The organism is Acinetobacter sp. WCHA55, assembly GCF_002165305.2.
GTDB lineage: Bacteria > Pseudomonadota > Gammaproteobacteria > Pseudomonadales > Moraxellaceae > Acinetobacter.
Window position 1 is genome coordinate 2,198,710 of record NZ_CP032286.1, and the last position, 18,052, is coordinate 2,216,761.

12 protein-coding genes, 5 tRNA genes and 1 pseudogene are annotated in these 18,052 nt (G+C 42.4%); 9 read left to right on the plus strand and 9 right to left on the minus strand.

Going from position 1 to position 18,052, the window contains the following annotated elements; translation table 11 throughout:
* Positions 1–20: 20 nt before the first annotated feature.
* From CDG62_RS13445 to CDG62_RS13465, 5 genes are all read left to right on the plus strand, one after another.
* A tRNA-Glu gene (locus CDG62_RS13445) sits at positions 21–96 on the plus strand.
* A gap of 412 nt (positions 97–508) precedes the next feature.
* Complete coding sequence (locus CDG62_RS13450) at positions 509–1,939, plus strand: amino acid permease (RefSeq protein ID WP_087528818.1); 1,431 nt, start codon at positions 509–511, stop codon at positions 1,937–1,939.
* A gap of 176 nt (positions 1,940–2,115) precedes the next feature.
* Positions 2,116–2,191: transfer RNA gene (locus CDG62_RS13455), tRNA-Glu, on the plus strand.
* Positions 2,192–2,300: 109 nt separating this feature from the next.
* Positions 2,301–3,713, plus strand: a complete 1,413-nt coding sequence (locus CDG62_RS13460; protein WP_087528819.1) for an amino acid permease — start codon at positions 2,301–2,303, stop codon at positions 3,711–3,713.
* Between the two features lie 80 nt (positions 3,714–3,793).
* Positions 3,794–4,699 carry an alpha/beta hydrolase gene (locus tag CDG62_RS13465; protein WP_171405715.1) on the plus strand — a complete coding sequence of 302 codons (906 nt, stop codon included), beginning with the start codon at positions 3,794–3,796 and terminating at the stop codon, positions 4,697–4,699.
* Positions 4,700–4,731: 32 nt separating this feature from the next.
* On the opposite strand, the gene CDG62_RS13470 is transcribed toward CDG62_RS13465, so the two are convergent.
* Positions 4,732–5,822 (minus strand): IS4-like element ISAba1 family transposase gene (locus CDG62_RS13470; RefSeq protein ID WP_085940648.1). Its coding sequence is split into 2 segments (ribosomal slippage): positions 4,732–5,282 and positions 5,282–5,822, totalling 1,092 coding nucleotides; the frame shifts between segments, so codons are not numbered across the junction.
* 198 nt (positions 5,823–6,020) lie between these two features.
* Between CDG62_RS13470 and CDG62_RS13475 the strand changes: the two genes are divergently transcribed.
* From CDG62_RS13475 to CDG62_RS13485, 3 genes are all read left to right on the plus strand, one after another.
* A tRNA-Glu gene (locus CDG62_RS13475) sits at positions 6,021–6,096 on the plus strand.
* A gap of 24 nt (positions 6,097–6,120) precedes the next feature.
* A tRNA-Glu gene (locus CDG62_RS13480) sits at positions 6,121–6,196 on the plus strand.
* Positions 6,197–6,243: 47 nt separating this feature from the next.
* Positions 6,244–6,319 (plus strand) — tRNA-Glu (locus tag CDG62_RS13485).
* Between the two features lie 77 nt (positions 6,320–6,396).
* Here CDG62_RS13485 and CDG62_RS19840 read toward each other — a convergent pair.
* Positions 6,397–6,818, minus strand: a pseudogene (locus CDG62_RS19840) (YiiX/YebB-like N1pC/P60 family cysteine hydrolase).
* Positions 6,751–7,005 carry a hypothetical protein gene (locus tag CDG62_RS19680; protein ID WP_228254455.1) on the minus strand — a complete coding sequence of 85 codons (255 nt, stop codon included), beginning with the start codon at positions 7,003–7,005 and terminating at the stop codon, positions 6,751–6,753. Before CDG62_RS19680 ends, CDG62_RS19840 begins: the two are co-directional and overlap by 68 nt.
* 65 nt (positions 7,006–7,070) lie before the next feature.
* Here CDG62_RS19680 and CDG62_RS13495 point away from each other — a divergent pair, with 65 nt between their 5' ends.
* Entirely contained in the window at positions 7,071–7,736 is a 666-nt protein-coding gene (locus CDG62_RS13495) for a glutathione binding-like protein (RefSeq protein WP_087528724.1), read from the plus strand.
* A 7-nt stretch (positions 7,737–7,743) separates the two neighbouring features.
* Here the strand turns inward: CDG62_RS13495 and CDG62_RS13500 are convergent, their stop codons facing one another.
* The 6 genes from CDG62_RS13500 to CDG62_RS13525 all read right to left on the minus strand — a co-directional run bounded on the left by CDG62_RS13500 (position 7,744) and on the right by CDG62_RS13525 (position 17,907).
* Positions 7,744–8,988, minus strand: a complete 1,245-nt coding sequence (locus CDG62_RS13500) for an NADH:flavin oxidoreductase/NADH oxidase family protein (RefSeq protein ID WP_087528725.1) — start codon at positions 8,986–8,988, stop codon at positions 7,744–7,746.
* A 118-nt stretch (positions 8,989–9,106) separates the two neighbouring features.
* Positions 9,107–10,696 carry an ABC transporter ATP-binding protein gene (locus CDG62_RS13505; RefSeq protein WP_087528726.1) on the minus strand — a complete coding sequence of 530 codons (1,590 nt, stop codon included), beginning with the start codon at positions 10,694–10,696 and terminating at the stop codon, positions 9,107–9,109.
* Entirely contained in the window at positions 10,671–11,684 is a 1,014-nt protein-coding gene (locus CDG62_RS13510; protein ID WP_087528727.1) for an ABC transporter permease, read from the minus strand. The genes CDG62_RS13505 and CDG62_RS13510 overlap by 26 nt, the downstream gene beginning before the upstream one ends.
* On the minus strand, positions 11,684–12,739 hold the full coding sequence (locus CDG62_RS13515; protein ID WP_087528728.1) for a microcin C ABC transporter permease YejB: 1,056 nt from the start codon (positions 12,737–12,739) through the stop codon (positions 11,684–11,686). The genes CDG62_RS13510 and CDG62_RS13515 overlap by 1 nt, the downstream gene beginning before the upstream one ends.
* A gap of 21 nt (positions 12,740–12,760) precedes the next feature.
* The gene (locus tag CDG62_RS13520) at positions 12,761–14,602 is read right to left on the minus strand and encodes an extracellular solute-binding protein (RefSeq protein ID WP_087528729.1); all 1,842 of its coding nucleotides are present in this window, start codon (positions 14,600–14,602) and stop codon (positions 12,761–12,763) included.
* Positions 14,603–14,637: 35 nt separating this feature from the next.
* The gene (locus CDG62_RS13525) at positions 14,638–17,907 is read right to left on the minus strand and encodes a LysM peptidoglycan-binding domain-containing protein (protein WP_087528730.1); all 3,270 of its coding nucleotides are present in this window, start codon (positions 17,905–17,907) and stop codon (positions 14,638–14,640) included.
* Between the last annotated feature and the right edge of the window lie 145 nt (positions 17,908–18,052).

The following is an 18,052-nucleotide window of genomic DNA, read 5'->3' on the forward strand; positions in this document are numbered from 1 at the left end:
GATACCGCCATCCTCGCAACGTCCCTATCGTCTAGAGGCCTAGGACATCGCCCTTTCACGGCGGTAACCGGGGTTCGAATCCCCGTAGGGACGCCATTTCACTCTATTTATAAAAAATACTACTTTTCATTGAATCAGTTCTGATTAAACGCTGATGTTTCATTTCAGTTTTAACCATGCACCCGCTATACTATGATCCGTGCTTTTCAAGGTTGATTGTGATGCTTAAGAAAATTTTAATCTTGTTATTGATTCTATCGCCTTCTATTTTTTATTTATGGTTTATCCAACAAGAGACCAATCACACCAAACAAGATCCTGTTACGCCAGAAATACATTCTATTGCTGAAAACAGCCCTTCCTATCCCACACCTGACCACTAAAAAATTATCTTTAAGCATTTGTTTCTTAAATTAATATTGATAGTTTATTAGAAAATTTCAATTCACGTGAATTTTCATCTTATTAAAAACTAGAATATAGCTTTATGCCCATTGTTTAATTTTCTATGCAATCTGCAACTCCACCTTCGCAGTCTTCAACTGATTCACCGCAAAATACCTCATTAAAACGCGCCATGAGCACGCGCCACCTGATCATGCTATCGCTCGGTGGTGCCATTGGCACAGGCCTATTCATGGGCTCTGGTGAAGTGATTTCTCAAGCAGGCCCTCTCGGTGCTGTATTAGCTTATATTATTGGGGGTTTGATCGCGTATATGGTCATGCTTTGCCTTGGAGAGCTTGCAGTACATTTACCTATTTCTGGTTCATTTGGTGCCTTTGCAACGCGTTATATTGGCCCTGGCACAGGCTATATGGTCTCGTGGATGTATTGGCTTGGCTGGTCGGCAACACTTGGCACCGAATTTACCGCAGCGGCCATTTTGGTACAGGAATGGTTCCCACAAACATCGATCTGGTTATGGACGTTAATCTTTGCTAGTGGTGTCCTGATTTCAAACCTCAGTTCAACCCGAGCTTTTGCAGAGTCTGAGTTTTGGCTGTCCATGATCAAAGTCGCAACTGTTCTTATTTTTATTCTTTTAGGCTTTGCCTGTATTTTCGGTATCATCCCTTTTCAGGGCTATGAATCTGCGCCCTTATTTAGCAATTTGACTGCACAAGGCTGGCTACCAAATGGCTTTATACCTCTGTTTACCACTTTATTAATTGTGAACTTTGCTTTTAATGGCACAGAAATGATTGGCATTGCCGCAGGTGAGACTGAAAACCCAGAGAAAAATGTACCCAAAGCGATTCATGCCGCGGTTTGGCGTCTGATTATTTTCTTTGTGGGAACCATCGTTGTTATCAGCTCATTACTCAGCTATACCGATACTGGCTTGCAAGTCGGTGATCATGCTGGTTTAAGTAGCAGCCCATTTGTGACTGTTTTCACCCAAATGGGTATTCCCTATGCTGAAGACTTTATCCGTTTTGTCATCATCACCGCATTATTATCAACTGCAAACTCAGGTTTATATGCGGCCTCACGCATGATGTGGGCACTGTCTTCACAAAACCAGCTCCCCAAGCTCTTTGCCAAAGTAAGTAAATCTGGAGTGCCTTATATTGCCATATGGGTCACTATGATTGGTGGCTTACCGGGTTTGCTCTCTGAACAGTTTGGTGCAGATGTCATTTTTAAGAACTTGATGGGGGTTGCAGCATTCACCATGGTGATTGTCTGGATGAGTATCTGCTGGAGTCAGTTTAACTTCCGCCGCCAATGGTTAAAGCAAGGTCATGCTTTATCGGAACTGAAGTTTCGTACCCCTTGGTATCCAACGGTTCCGATCGTAGGTTTTATTTGCTGTACAGCAACAGGCTTAAGTATGGCGGCCGACCCTGAAATGCTTTCAGGTTTTATTGGCTGCTTGCTCTTTATGGCGGCTTGCTACGCCAGCTACTATTGGCTCTATCACAATAAAAACTAAGCATCCTCAGCAAAGTGAGCTCAAACTTATTTTTAGAGCTCACTTTTGCAACAGTAAAGTCAATCATTCAATTTAATTGCTTGTTTTGCCTAATGTTTGAACTTTTGAGCCCTAGAGTGAAAAAACCCTTTTGACAAATAGGCCTTTTATCCTTAATATACGCATCACCTCGCAACGTCCCTATCGTCTAGAGGCCTAGGACATCGCCCTTTCACGGCGGTAACCGGGGTTCGAATCCCCGTAGGGACGCCATCTCTTGATCCTATCCGATCAACACTTATTCATAATTACTATTATTTCATTGCAGATTTGCAGTTTTTCACTACAATAGCCCGCTTCATTCCTGAACTTATTAACGCTTATGCACTCATCTCCGAATGATGCTTCGCATCAGGGCAATTCTGCGCCTTTAAAACGCGCTATGAGTACTCGACATCTGGTTATGATTTCGCTTGGCGGCGCAATCGGGACTGGCCTATTTCTAGGATCGGGTGAAGTCATTGCACAAACGGGGCCTGTAGGTGCCATTATTTCTTATTTCCTCGGCGGGATCATTGCCTATATGGTCATGCTGTGTTTAGGGGAACTTGCTGTTCATATGCCTGAGTCTGGCTCATTTGGTGCTTATGCCAAACGCTATATTGGACCAGGTACAGGTTATACCATCACATGGTTGTACTGGCTAACGTGGTCAGTCACGCTAGGAACCGAGTTTACAGCTGCCGCACTACTCATGCAGGAGTGGTTTCCAGATAGTTCAATGTGGATGTGGACCCTAATTTTTGGTGCTTTTGTATTTAGTTTAAATATGATCTCGACCAAATGGTTCGCTGAATCTGAGTTTTGGTTGGCTTTAGTCAAAGTTATCACGGTTGTTGCTTTTATCTTATTAGGTTTAATGGCAATTTTTGGCGTGATTGGCTACAGAGGCTATGAGGCTGCACCTTTATTTAGCAACTTAACGGCTCAAGGTTGGTTCCCTGAAAGCTTATTCCCTATCTTTACCACCATGTTGATTGTGAACTTTGCATTTTCTGGTACAGAGCTGATTGGTGTGGCTGCAGGTGAAACCAAAGATCCTGCTAAGAATGTACCCAAAGCCATCAATACTGCGATTTTCCGCTTATTAATTTTCTTTGTGGGTACAATCTTGGTCGTGACTTCACTCCTTCCGCATCAAGAAGCTGGTTTAGCGGCTGAAGGCGTGAGTAGCAGTCCATTTGTGACCGTATTCCAGCACATTGGTATTCCTTATGCTGAAGATATTATTCGTTTTGTGATTATCACTGCGTTGCTATCTGCTGCGAACTCTGGACTATTTGCTGCTTCGCGTATGATGTGGTCATTGTCTTACCAAAAGCAATTACCAGCAGTATTCTCAAAAATCAATGCACGTGGCGTCCCTTATGTGGCAGTCATCGTAACCATGATTGGGGGAATGCCAGGTTTACTGTCTGAGCAGTTTGCGCCTGAAACAATTTTCACCAACCTACTTGGTATTGCAGCGTTTACCATGGTTGTCGTTTGGATGAGTATTTGCTTAAGCCAATTTAACTTCCGTCGCCAATGGTATAAACAAGGACGTAAAAAAGAAGAATTAGGTTTTGCAGCACCCCTGTTCCCTATTGTGCCAATCCTTGGCTTTATCTTCTGCTTTATTACCTGCATGAGTATGGTATTTGACCCAAGTATGCGTATTAGCTTCTTTGGTTGTTTACTGTTTATTGCAGTATGTTATGCAAGTTATTACACCTTTTATCACAAGAAATCTTAATCCTTACTGTTAAAAAGAGCGACTTCGGTCGCTCTTTTTTTTATACTGTTTTTATCAAGTACATCATCGGTGCATACACGATGAATATTGTCTGGATTCATGGGATGAATCAGCAGCATAAGACTGCGCGTACCCTGCTTCAACATTGGCTTGTAATCTTACAACAAGTACTGAATAGTCTTGGATACGAAGATACCCTGCTTTATCTTCAGCGGCACAGTCGACTGGCTTTTTATGGAGACCTCCTCACACGTCAGCATTTAGAAAACACCCTCAGCGCCAGCACCCTTATGCCACAGCATTGGTCTCCTTTTTCCTTTTTACATCCTATTCACCTAATACCCACAGTTATACCCAATATTGAACATCAAGCTGAAATGTCTAAAAACCCTCAGCTCACAGTTTCAGATGAACTCTCATTCAATCATAAAATTAAATACATCAGCCTCCTAGGCAAAGATCTGGCTTTACGTGATTTAGCTAGTTTAATCAATCACTTTCCGGAGTTGCATAGCAGCTTTATTCATCGTTTTTTGGTGGAAGCATACCTATATTTATCCAATCCACACTTCATCCAAGCAGTGCATACACGTCTGCATGAGCACTTACACGACACAAAACCCAAGATTGTGATTGCCCACTCTCTAGGCAGTGTGATTGCCTATAATTATTTAATTCAACACCCCGAACTCAAGATTCAAACATTAATTACTCTCGGTTCGCCACTTGCCTTTCGTATTATCCAGTGTCATTTGCAACAGCCTATTCAACGGCCTACGGCTTTATCTGGTGATTGGATCAACTTTTATTCAGATGCTGATTTTCTAAGTGCTTTTCCACTGAACCAAAAACCGTTTGCTTTTACTCCCGCCATTATCAACAAGCAAATCACCACCGATCTTGCTCACCCTCATCTGATCGAAGGCTATTTACGCCACCCCGTGTTCATCAACAACTTACTTAAGTTGCTTAAAAAATCGACTTAAATTATATGATTTTTCTCTGTACACGACAAATTTCACAGAACCCTTATCCTATCAGGATTCTGCTTTCTTAAAATTGCCAAAATTTCCTTAAACTCTTCTTTTTTCCCAAAACCAATTAAACGCTGAATCGCCATTTGAACATAGTCTAAACCATAGCGAAATAAACTCATTGAGAGTCGTCCATGCTTCTTTATTTTTATCGCTTTTTTTTGATTATGTTGCCATTCACCCGTTAAGTAACACCAACAGAAGCTTATAGCTAACACCGCAATCAATTTTTTCACTCGTCTAGGGTCTGTCAAGCGCGTATTTTCAAGATTAAACCCGCGTCCTTTGAGACAACTGAATAAGGTTTCAATTTCCCAGCGTAATGCATAATCCTGAATAGCATTGGCATTAAACTGAGGAGAAACGACGAGTAAAAGCTCTCCATTTTCTAACTGTAGTGCACTTATATATAGTTTCACCCGACCAACCAAAATCCGTCGTTTACGACATTCAATTTGACCAACTTTAAGATGGCGAAATAAATCACTAATTTTATGATTCTTTCCTAAATGATTGGTGACAATGAAGTTTTTTTAACACGAATGCAGAAGTTGATGTCTTGTTCAATTAACCATGTAAACCACTGCTCACCGATAAACTCTCTGTCTGCGAACACATTCACAATACGGTCTTTACCAAAAATGGCTATAAAGCGTTGAATCAAAGCAATACGCTCTTTCGTATCTGAATTTCCACGTTTATTAAGCAATGTCCAAAGGATAGGTATCGCTATTCCACGATAAACGATTGCGAGCATCAGGATATTAATATTTCGTTTTCCCCATTTCCAATTGGTTCTATCTAAAGTCAGTTGCACTTGGTCGAATGAAAACATATTGAAAATCAACTGAGAAATTTGACGATAATCAAAATACTGACCTGCAAAGAAGCGCTGCATACGTCGATAAAATGATTGTGGTAAACACTTGATGGGCAAGGCTTTAGATGCAGAAGAAAGATTACATGTTTGCTTTAAAATAATCACAAGCATGATGAGCGCAAAGCACTTTAAATGTGACTTGTTCCATTTTAGAGATTTGTTTAAGATAAGATATAACTCATTGAGATGTGTCATAGTATTCGTCGTTAGAAAACAATTATTGTGACATTATTTCAATGAGTTATCTATTTTTGTCGTGTACAGAGATGATTTTTAATCATTTTATCTAGATTGTTTTAAATTTATGCACTCAACACTTAAAACTAGAATTATTTAGAGAAAAGCGTTTGACACCCCTCTGTTTTCGCCCTAATATACGCCCACCTCTGAAACGTCCCTATCGTCTAGAGGCCTAGGACATCGCCCTTTCACGGCGGTAACCGGGGTTCGAATCCCCGTAGGGACGCCAATTTCAGAAGTAAAGTTTTATTAAGTCCCTATCGTCTAGAGGCCTAGGACATCGCCCTTTCACGGCGGTAACCGGGGTTCGAATCCCCGTAGGGACGCCATTACTTTAGATCAAAAGTAATCGGTTTTAAAACATCACTTCTGTACTGTCCCTATCGTCTAGAGGCCTAGGACATCGCCCTTTCACGGCGGTAACCGGGGTTCGAATCCCCGTAGGGACGCCATATTCGAGATTGATTTTTTCTAAAGTCATCTCATAAAAAAGCCCAAGCATTAGAACTTGGGCTTTTTTATTGCCTGTCTATTTACGATCAACTTCAACCAAAGCTGTCGAGGCAAAAATAGCCTGTAGTGCAATCACAGTTTCATTCGAGGGAATGTTTTGACCATATCGCTGTTGCAAGAGTTGCTTGACTTCAGACGAACTTAAATCAAATTGCTTGAGTTTAGATAATGGAGCCAACTCAATGCCTAAAGCATTATCATAGGCCTTCCAGACTATTTCTGAGCAATATAACGCAGATTGTCCCACTCAAAATAAAGATCATAAGGCTGGCCTAAGTATTGTTCTGCGTTCTTGATTAGCTTCTGCTTTTGCTGAACAGTCAAATTCGTTTTAAAGCGCTTCACTACATAATGCCGCTCACCCCCGCAATCAATCCACTGCTGAAGTGCCGTATATTTCACGGACTGAACCGCCTCTAAAAACCCATGCTTTTCCATTTTTTTTCACAATTAAACCCATAAGGCTATAGCGAGACTTGGTCGCTTTTTGTATCCCTAAACTTTGTTGAGACTTCGAGACGTGAAAAATAATATCACCGGTTTGATAGGACCTATTCGCCCATAGCAGTTGAGGACTTACCCAAAGTAAAACAGCACTTAAAATCACAACATTGCTATTTTTCATCCTAGATTTCCTTTATTCTTCTTTTTATAGATACGATCACTCACTTTTAAAACTATAAAATATTTATGATCTTACATCATCTTCAAAACTCACGTTCACAGCGTATTCTTTGGCTACTTGAGGAACTTGAGCTGTCTTATGAACTCAAACTCTATGATACAGCACAAGCTAAACAAACCAATCTGAAATTTCCAACGCTCGACATTACACATGATACTCAGACCGTACAATTGACTGAAAGCAGTGCAATCGTAGAATATTTATGTCAACTACAGCAGAAGTTGATTATTCCTCATGACCATGCACAGTATTGGAACTTCTGTTTTTATAGTCGTTATAGCGATGCCAGTCTCATGCCCAATTTGGCATTGAAACAGGTCTTCCAACACATTAAACAACAAACACCTTTTATGGTGCGCTTTGTGAGTTTGGCCTTTCAAAGCGCGTTTAATCGTGCTTATTTAAACCCTGAGCTACATCGACAGCTTAAACAAATTGAGATCCACTTAAGCACGCATGCATACTTTACAGGCGATGTGTTTAGTTATGCGGATATACTAATGTGGTTTCCGCTCTATGCAGCCAGTTATGCCACACCGCAGTTTGCTCAGTATCAGGCCATTCAACACTATTTCAACCAAATACAAAGCAGACCTGCCTTCAATGCTGCAATGGCACGCGGGCAATGGTCTGCTTCCTATTTTGAAGACTATTGGTCTATCACGCAGTAAGTTCTACTTAGGCAGACTTTCTAGAGTTGACTTGCCCTTTAATCACGGCTTTCACATTACCTTTTAAATAATTAAAAAATACTTTGAGCGGCGACAGTTTCGGATTTGGTTGTTTACCTTCTGCGATATCCTTAAATTGCGCGGCATACCAGATCACTTCCATAATCGCCATTTTATCAATCATCGAAATACCCGTTTTAATCTTATCGACTGCATAACGCACATCTTGCCCTGCAATTAAACGGTTGGTCACATCGGGTTCTACCGCAAACGGGCGTGCCATTCCAATAAAATCACACGCACCACTTTCTAAGGCTGCATTCATACCAGCCACAGTGCGAAAACCACCTGTCACCATCAACTTACACTGGACATGTTCACGAATTTTTTCAGCAAATTCTAAAAAGTAAGCCTCACGTGCAATGGTCGACGCTTTACGTTTTTCTTGCTTCACCCCTGCCATCGCAGGTGCTTCATAGCTACCACCTGAAATTTCAATCAAATCAATCCCAGCCGCATCAATAGCTTTAAATGTTGCAATGACATCCTCTTCCGAGATTCCACCACGCTGAAAATCTGCTGAATTAAGTTTGACTGAAATAATAAACTGATCCGAAGTCGCTGCCCGTACCGCTTTATAAATTTCCAATAAAAAACGCATGCGGTTTTCAGCAGAACCACCCCATTGATCTTGGCGTTTATTGGTCAATGGCGATAAAAACTGGCTGATCAGATAACCATGTGCACCATGTAATTGCACGCCTTCAAAGCCTGCTTTTTCACAGATTGCAGCTGAACTTGCAAAGCGCTGGATAATATCGAGGATTTCATCTTCACGAAGCGCTCGCGGCGTTCCAAAGCTCATTGCTAAAGCTGGACTAAACGGAACTGCTGAAGGTGCAACCGTCTCCTTATTTAAACCCTTTGGACACTGACGCCCCGGATGTGACAACTGCACCAATTGCACCATGCCATGTTTTTTACCAATCGCAGCCCATTTTTTTAATGATTCTAAGTCACGTTCGGTTTCAATCACCACCACACCCGGCTCATTTTTAGCGCGGAAGTCCACCATCACATTACCTGTAATAGCACAGCCTAGACCACCCTTTGCCCAAGCCTCATACAAGCCCAAGTGCAAATGATTCGGCTGGCCAGCATGATTAGCCAGTGCTTCACTCATCGCCCCTTTAATCATCTTATTTTTAAAATGGACCTGCCCAATGTCGATTGCGCTTGCAAGCTGGCTCATGAAAATTCATCCTTTAATATTTTTTAGTGTTTTTACTCTATGTGTTTTTTGGCTACAGTCAAGATAATTTGACAATTCATTTTGTCAAATTCTTCAACCTTTTATTTATTGAATAATTTTACTGATACTGACTGGCTTGAATCAGTCGGCGCGTATAGTCAGACTGTGGTTGCTCAAAAAGTTGTTCAGTGGCTTGTAACTCCACTATTCTGCCATGTCGCAAGACCAAAACCTGTTGGCAAAGTGCTCGTACCACTTGTAAGTCATGACTGATAAACAAATAGCTGATGCCCTGCTCCTGTTGTAGACGGCGTAATAAAGCCAAGATAGAACGTTGCGTACTTCGGTCTAAAGCCGAGGTTGGCTCATCTAAAATCAATAGTTTTGGTTCAAGTACCAAGGCTCTCGCCAAAGCCACACGCTGCCTCTGTCCGCCAGATAGCTCATGTGGATAATAGCTTTTAAATGTGACTGGTAACTCCACCTGGGATAAGACATTCTCAACACGCTGTGTCCTCTCGAACAAGGACAAAGGTTTTAAGGTCAGACCTTCCATGATAATTTGCTCAACACTCACGCGTGGATTCAAACTTGCAAACGGGTCTTGAAATACGATTTGAAAATCACCGCGAAGCGGACGTAATGCTTTTTGCGAAAGTTGGTTTAAATCATGTTCTCCAAACTGGATCTGCCCACGACTTTCAATCAACCTTGCTACAGCCAGTGCCAAAGAACTTTTGCCTGCACCACTCTCCCCCACTACGCCCAAAGAATGCCCTCGAGCCAAGCTTAAGTCTAAAGCTTCAATCGCAGCAAGATACTGCGTCGCTCGATTCAACCAGCCTTTTTTAATCGGAAATTTGACCTCAAGTTGTTTTAAGCTGAGTAAAGGTGCAGCATTTTGTACGTGAATGGCTTGACCAAAAGAATGATTGATTAAGTTTTGAATATAAGCAGACTGCGATTTCTCAAAAATCTGCATAACCGCCCCTTGCTCTACGACCTTGCCCTGATGGATGACCACAACGTCATCAGCATAATGTTTCACCAAGTTGAGGTCATGGCTAATCAAAATCATGGCCATCTTATGACGCTGTTGTAAAGACTTGAGCAAGTCTAAAATTTGAACTTGTAGCATGACATCTAGTGCTGTAGTGGGTTCATCAGCAATCAAAATATCAGGCTCTTGCACCAGTGCCATTGCAATCATGACCCGTTGTCGCTGTCCACCAGACAGTTCATAAGGAAAACGTTGCAACACACTTTCAGGATTTGCAATACCCACATCCTCTAGCAATGCAATTACACGCTGCCGAGCTTGCGTTTTCGACCAGCCCTGTAACCATAGTGTCTCAGCAACGATCTTTTCCACCCGATGTAAAGAATTCAAGGCGGTCATCGGCTCTTGAAAAACCATCGCGATTTTTTGCCCACGAATCGACCTAAATTGTGCATCTTTCAGCGCTAAGAGATTTTTTCCATCTAACAGTACTGAGCCTTGCACTTGCAATGTTTTCGGCAATAAACCCATCAAGGCTAAAGCGCTGATTGATTTTCCTGAACCGCTCTCTCCAACCAGCGCTAAAGTCTGCCCAGCACGCAGTTCAAAACTGAGCTGATCGACTAACACCCTTTCTGCACTTTGAATGCTCAGTGCATTCACTTCAAGTATGGAGGCTGTTCTATTGGCGTCTAGGGTCAAATGCATCGCGCAAAGCCTCCCCGATATACATCAGCAACGCAAGCACAATGGCCAAGCTGAAAAAGCCAGACAGTGCTAACCACGGCGCATTTAAATTATTCTTCCCTTGTAACAAAAGCTCGCCCAGTGATGCTGCATCAGGCGGTAGGCCATAACCCAAGAAATCCAGTGCTGTTAGCGCAGTAATATTGGCTGTTAGGATAAAGGGCAGTTGTGACAAGCTAGAGCTGATGGCATTGGGTAAAATATGCCGAAAGATAATAGCTCGGTTGGTGACACCTAAACTTCGCGCCGCGCGCACGTAGTCCAACTGGCGCGCTCTTAAAAACTCAGCACGTACCAGTGGAACCAAAATCGTCCAACTGAATAACAGCATGATGAAAAACAGCCAGTAGATATTGGGGCTGAACATACTGACTAGAATCATCACCATGAACAGCATGGGTAAGCCACCCCAGACTTCTAAAATGCGCTGCCCAATTAAATCCACCCAACCACCGTAATAACCTTGTATTGCCCCAATCACAATGCCCAATACAGCTGAACTGAAAGTCAAAATAAAACCGAACAGCAATGAGACACGTAAACCATACAATACACGCGTCAGAACATCACGACCTTGGTCATCTGTCCCGAGCCAATTTTGCATCGTGGGTGGTGATGGTACTGGGACAGTTAAATCCACATTGGGAGTTTGATATGAATATTGAATCAACGGCCACATGGCCCAACCTTTTGCTTGAATCAGCTGTTGTACCACTGGATCTTTATATTCAGTTTCAGTCTCAAAAACACCGCCAAAAGTCGTTTCAGGATAGTGTTTCAATACAGGGAAATACAAAGCATGATCATACTTCACCAACAACGGTTTATCATTCGCGATCAGCTCTGCAGCTAAAGAAAGGACAAAAACACAGATAAATAAAATACAACAACTGAGCCCGAGCTTATTTTGCTTAAATCGTTTGAAACCTGCCTGTAAAATGGGTGACATCAGCCTCTCCCTTGCGAATCAAAATGTATTCGCGGATCAATCAACTGATACAACACATCGCCAATCAGACGCAGCAGCAAGCCCAACAAAGTAAAAATGAACAAGGTGCCAAAGATCACAGGATAGTCGCGTTGCAGAATCGCCTCAAAGCCCAATAAACCTAAACCATCCAGATTAAAAATGATCTCGATAAATAAATTACCTACAAAAAAGTAAGCGATTAAAGCTTCAGGTAAACCTGCTACCACAATCAGTATTGCATTGCGAAACACATGACCATACAACACTTGAGACTCGGTCAGACCTTTAGAACGCGCCGTCAGCACGTAGGGCTTGCTGAGCTCTTCCATAAACGAATACTTGGTGAGATAAGTCACCGTGGCAAAACCACCAATCACCATGGCTAATAGCGGTAAAGCCATGTGCCAAAAATAATCTTTAATTTTGCCCCATAGCGACAAGTCCGCAAAATTTTCCGAAACCAAACCTTGTAAGGGGAACCATTGAAAATAAGAACCGCCTGCAAAAAATACAATCAGAAGAATTGCAAAAATAAATGCAGGAACCGCATAAGCCACGGCCAGCAGTAGAGATGTAGACTGGTCAAACACCGTGCCGTGCAATCGGGCTTTTTTGATGCCCAAAGGAATCGAAATCAGATAAATTAGCAAAGCACTCCACAGCCCCAAAGACATGGATACAGGTAATTTATCCTTAATCAGTGCTGTAACGGGCTGGTCTTTAAAAAAGCTGGTGCCGAAGTCCAGTTGCGCATAATTTTTCACCATTTCAAAAAAGCGTACATGCATGGGCTGATCAAAACCATAATGTGCTTTGATCTTTGCGAGCATTTCATCACTAAGTCCTTGTGCGCCTTGATAGACATTTGAACCTGCACCGCCCAGATTACCCAAAGTTTGCATGACTTCCGCTTGCTGAATAGCTTGCTCAACAGGCCCTCCAGGCGCAATTTGGATCACAGCAAAATTGATTAGCAAAATCAGAAATAAGGTTGGAACAATCAGCAACAGCCTTTTGAATATATACATACGCATCTCAAAAACCCCTATGCCAGCTTATGGCTTGGCTGCCCGACCTAAATACTCGCCCACCTTTTTCGCCTGTTTGGCATCACTCCACCAATAATCCAACCCGACATTCAACTGCGGACTCCGTGCCGGTTTTTGATACATATTCCAATAGGCATACCATTGATCAGCTTTACCATAAGTTGGTATTTGATAATAACCCGCACGCAGCAAGCGATCTAAAATACGCGTTTGTACCACCACTTGCTTACGATCAGGCGCTTGAATCAACTGTTGAATCATCTGATCAATTACCGGATTTTGAATACCCGAATAATTATAATTTCCCACCTGATGGGCTGAAGTACTGCCCCACAGCTGTACCTGTTCTTTGCCCGGTGTTAAAGACTGTGGCATCGTTTGTAGGGTCATATCAAAATCTTGAGTCCGCATACGCTCATAATACTGCGGTGTATCCACCTGTCGAATGTTCAGCTGTATTCCTAGTCGCTTTAGATGGCGAACAAAAGGCGTAATTTCACGCACAGCATCACTCGGCTGAATTAGAAACTCAAACTGGATCGGCTTATTTTTCCGATCCAACAATTGCCCTTTGGCATTATATCTATAGCCATTTTTTAATAAAATCTGTCGTGCGATAAGCAAATTATTTCGATTATAGCCCGATCCATCGGAAGCTGAATAATGCCAATTTTTTAAAACGCCTTCTCGCTGCACAGGATGCAATTTCGCCAAATAAGGTTTTAAGATTTTGATTTCAACAGCCGAAGGCAAACCCTTCGCCTCTAGTTCGCTATTAGAAAAATAACTTTGCAGGCGCTGATATTGCCCATAAAACATCGCTTTGTTTTGCCACTCAAAGTCATAGGCATAGGTTAAAGCTTGGCGAAAATAAATATCTTGAAAAGGCTGACGGCGGGTATTAAACACAAAACTTTGCGTTGGAATCGGATTGAAATGTTTAAAGCGATATTTTTTAACGAGACCTTGTTTTACTGCAGGAAAGTTATAGGCTGTCACCCATTGTCGTGCGGATTCTTCCTCATGTAAGGTATATAAACCCGCCTTAAACGCAGTAAAGGCAATATCTTTGCTACGATAGTACACATAACTCACGCGATTAAAATTATAGCGCCCTTGGTTAACCTTTAAATCTCTCGCCCAATACTTTGGATTACGCTTATAAACAACCCGCTGCCCAGCATTGATTTTCTCTAAGAGATAAGGACCTGAGCCTAAAATCGGTTTGACTGAAGTTTGACTGAAATCTTTACCTTGCCAGTCTTTTTTGGAATAAATTGGCATTCTGGCCACAATCAAAGGCATTTCCACATTATTTCGTGTTTTAAAATGCATCTTGATGCTGTATTTAGACAACACTTCGGTCTTGGCTAAATCCGACAAATACATCTGCAAGCCAAAATTGGACTTGGTTTGAAAAAGATCAAAACTGAACTTTACATCAGCTGCAGTAACAGGACTGCCGTCACTAAACCGTGCTTTTGGGTTTAAATGAAAAATGATGGTGTTAAAATTTTTCGGGTCATAGCTGACCTTTTCTGCCAGCAATGGATACATCACCGCAGGCTCATCCAAAGAACTACTCATGAGTGAGTCAAATAAATAATTGGTTCCCTCAACTGCAGTACCACGACCATTCATGCTGTTTAGGTTATCAAAACTCCCTATCACTGCACGTGTTAATTCGCCACCCTTTGGCGCCTGCACATTGGCATAAGGCAGATGATCCAACTGGCTGTATTTCGGCGTAGCATAAGGTGCAATAAAAGGCATGGTCTGCAGTGCAGACCATGCCTTTAAAGGTATCGTTACAAGGCTGAACAGCAAGAGTATTGTTCTAACCTTCATCGGGGCTTTCTCTGAAATTGCATTTCAACTCAATACTAGTTCGGCACCTTAATTACATCGCCAATGCGCAACTGCGTATTCGGTTTAATGTCATTTAGCTCAGCCAATTGCGCCGTGTCCATACCATAACGACTTGCCAGTCCAATTAAGGTATCACCACGTTTCACTGTGTATTGGGTAATCAGTTTTGGAATTTGAATGGTCTGCCCAACTTGCAAACCAGCACGCGGACTCAGATTATTTAAACTAGCAAGCTCTGACACAGACATCCCCGCACGGTTTGCAATTGAGTTTAACGACTCACCAGACTTCACTTTATAGCTTTCAGTTGCTCGAACTGAAGTTGCTTGTGGCTTTGCTGCCACTGTTTCTGTTTTGATTGGAGCTGAATCAACATCACCTTCAATTTTCAAACGCTGACCAACACGAACATTCGCCGTACGGCTCAGGTTGTTCAACTCAGCTAAATAGTTCAGTTGCAAGTGATATTTACGCGCAATGCTATTTAGTGTTTCACCCGATTTCACCACATGGATATCGGTTGAATTATTACTTGTAGTACTTTGCTTTTCGACTGTTTTAGGTGTTTCAACAGTAGTCACTTCACCCGTTAATTTGAGCTTTTGACCTGTACGTAAGCCCGCCGTACGACTCATATTATTGAGGTCAGCAATATAATCCATACCCAAATTATATTTCGAAGCAATCGCAGTTAATGAGTCTCCAGACTGAACGGTATAAGTATCTGGCACAGTTGAACCCGTAGGGATCTTAATACTTTGACCCACTTGCAAGCCACTATTGGTTGAAAGATTATTAAGATCAGCCAACTCCGACAGGCTCATCTTTGACTGTGAGGCAATGCTATACAAAGTATCACCACGTTGTACTTTATAGCTTTCAACTTTGAACTGTGGTTCGGCTTTAACTGGAGATGCTTTGGCACTACTTGTCGTTAAGCTTTTGACATCATTGACTGGTACATTAATTTTTTGTCCCACCAATAGGTTGCTGCCAGCATTTAAACCCGGTGTTAAATCTGCCAACTCTTGATTTGACAGCGCATAACGGTCTGCAATCAGTTTCAGATATTCGCCACGTTTCACCGTATACGACTGAGTTGCTACTTTAGTTTGACTAGTGGCTTTCTCATCGCTAGTTTTTGCTCGTGATTGTGCTGTTTCTTTTAAGGAAAGCTTTTGTCCCACACGTACGCCACTGGTCACACTTAAGCCGTTATAGTCAGCCAACTGTTTTAAGCTTAAACCGAACTCATCTGCAATACCTGTTAAGGTATCATTGGCACGAACAGTATAACTCTCGGGTTTAGTCTCAGCTTTCACGGTAGAACGTACTTCTACTTTCTCAGCTTGTGGTTTTGCATCATATAAATAAATTGATGTACCGACATAAAGTGTGGCATTGGCATCCATTTGGTTCCACTTCGCCACATCACGCCAATTCACCCCATTTTTTGCCGCAATCAGCGCCAAAGTATCACCTGGTTGTACCGTATAAGTTGAACGTTTACCTTTTGGCGGGACAATCACAATTTCAGAATCAGTCTTAACAAAATTTTTGCCTTGATTACGCTTCACTTCATCTGAATCTAAACGGGTATTGTCAGCCACTGATTTTGGATAAGCAAAACCTTTGGTTAATTCTTTGCCTTGCAACTCAGCCACAGACTGACTGGTTTGAATTGCAGTCAGTTTAATTTTACCATCCAGAGGATCTACAATTTCTGTGCCTTGAGGTGCTAAAGCCTGAATTTCAGCTACCACTTCAGCTTGCTCTGCTTTCGTCGCAACTGGTTTCAGAACTTCATCGACAGTTTTGCTTTGACCTTCGGCTTGAATTGCCGCAGTTAACTGCTCACGTTCTGCCGCTGAAATGGGTGGTTCAACGGAAACGGGTTTCACGGGGGTCACTGGCGTCACCGCAACTGGAATACGTGGCGCACTTGGAATATCACTATTGGCAGCAAAAGCGGCCAGTGCACTAGACCCTTTAGGCGTTGAACCACGCGTAGGTGTTACAATAGCAGTACTGCTCGACGATGTTAGTGTAGATGAAGTGGCAGGCTTTCCTGTCGTGTTCTTTGTGGTTGTCGTCGCTAAAACAGGTGGTGTAGTTTTCGATGGTGTGATCGATTTGGTATTTAACGTCGGTGGTTCAATTTTGCTGGGTTGAATCGTTTGATTATTTTCAGGCAATTTGGTATTTGCAGATGCCCACAAGCCGCCTGAACCACCCTGTAATTTTTTCAAACGTACATCCACTGAAGGACTCAAGTCTGCAGGAATTAGAATCCGCATTGGACTTGCACCATCAATCCATTCACCGCGATGTCCCGGGTTTAACTGATACAGCTCGGCACGGCTTAAACCTGTAATCGACGCAACTTCATTTAGACTCACCGCGCCCACAGTGACTTCTCTAAAGTGCGGACGATTGGCAATCGGTGGTAAATTGATGTTATAGGCATTTGGATTTTTAATGATCTGTGCAACCGCCAAGAACCGTGGCACATAGTTCATGGTTTCTTCAGGCAGTTTTAATGACCAATAATCTGTCGGCAAACCTGCGGCTTTATTACGGTTAATTGCTTGTTGAATACGGCCCGGGCCTGCATTATAAGCTGCTAGTGCAAGTTCCCACGAACCAAACTGGTTATATAAACTTCCCAAGAACTCATACGCGGCACGCGTTGACTCAACCACATCACGTCGACCGTCATATTGGCTACTTTGTTTTAAGCCATAAATACGTCCCGTACTTGGAATAAACTGCCATAAGCCCGCAGCCGCAGCACTACTGGTTGCAGCAGGGTCATACGAACTTTCAATCACGGGCAGTAAAGCCAACTCTGTCGGTAAACCACGACGCTCAGCTTCTTTAACAGTGTGATACAAATAACGTGATGCACGCGCACTTAAACGGTCCAAATAGGGTTGGCGTGAAATGAACCACCCACGCTGTGCATCAATACGCGGATTCCAATGATCGGTGTTCATTTTAAAGCCCACGGTCATACGCTTCCAAACGTCACCGTGCTTTAACACCAATAGTCGATCCCCTTCCACCGCGCGCATGTCGGTTGCAGAAAGTAAATCTTCTAAAGAGTCTAGACTATTTGCATCTAAGTAGCTCGATCCGACTTGTTTGGATTTAGATGTTTGCGTTGCACTTTGCGTCGAGGAGCAACCAGCCAGACCAAGTGTAGCGAGTGCTGAACCGAGTACTGTAATTTTAAATAATGTCGGTAACATCGGTTGGCCAAAAATGGCAGCTGACTTATACATAAGAAAATCCAAACAACTCGTATAAAATTTATTTTTTAGATCTGCCATTGTAGTAAAGCACGCCGCAGACACAAGGCGTTAATTTAACTCGAAATCAGTATAAATGTTACAAGAAATTAAAAAAGCTGCATCTTATACACTTCTC

Excerpts from the sequence above, each read along its gene's own strand:
- CDG62_RS13450 (WP_087528818.1), top strand. The coding sequence starts at position 509 with ATGCAATCTGCAACTCCACCTTCGCAGTCTTCAACTGATTCACCGCAA.
- CDG62_RS13460 (WP_087528819.1), top strand. The coding sequence starts at position 2,301 with ATGCACTCATCTCCGAATGATGCTTCGCATCAGGGCAATTCTGCGCCT.
- CDG62_RS13465 (WP_171405715.1), top strand. The coding sequence starts at position 3,794 with ATGAATATTGTCTGGATTCATGGGATGAATCAGCAGCATAAGACTGCG.
- CDG62_RS19680 (WP_228254455.1), bottom strand. The coding sequence starts at position 7,005 with ATGAAAAATAGCAATGTTGTGATTTTAAGTGCTGTTTTACTTTGGGTA.
- CDG62_RS13495 (WP_087528724.1), top strand. The coding sequence starts at position 7,071 with ATGATCTTACATCATCTTCAAAACTCACGTTCACAGCGTATTCTTTGG.
- CDG62_RS13500 (WP_087528725.1), bottom strand. The coding sequence starts at position 8,988 with ATGAGCCAGCTTGCAAGCGCAATCGACATTGGGCAGGTCCATTTTAAA.
- CDG62_RS13505 (WP_087528726.1), bottom strand. The coding sequence starts at position 10,696 with ATGCATTTGACCCTAGACGCCAATAGAACAGCCTCCATACTTGAAGTG.
- CDG62_RS13510 (WP_087528727.1), bottom strand. The coding sequence starts at position 11,684 with ATGTCACCCATTTTACAGGCAGGTTTCAAACGATTTAAGCAAAATAAG.
- CDG62_RS13515 (WP_087528728.1), bottom strand. The coding sequence starts at position 12,739 with ATGCGTATGTATATATTCAAAAGGCTGTTGCTGATTGTTCCAACCTTA.
- CDG62_RS13520 (WP_087528729.1), bottom strand. The coding sequence starts at position 14,602 with ATGAAGGTTAGAACAATACTCTTGCTGTTCAGCCTTGTAACGATACCT.
- CDG62_RS13525 (WP_087528730.1), bottom strand. The coding sequence starts at position 17,907 with ATGTATAAGTCAGCTGCCATTTTTGGCCAACCGATGTTACCGACATTA.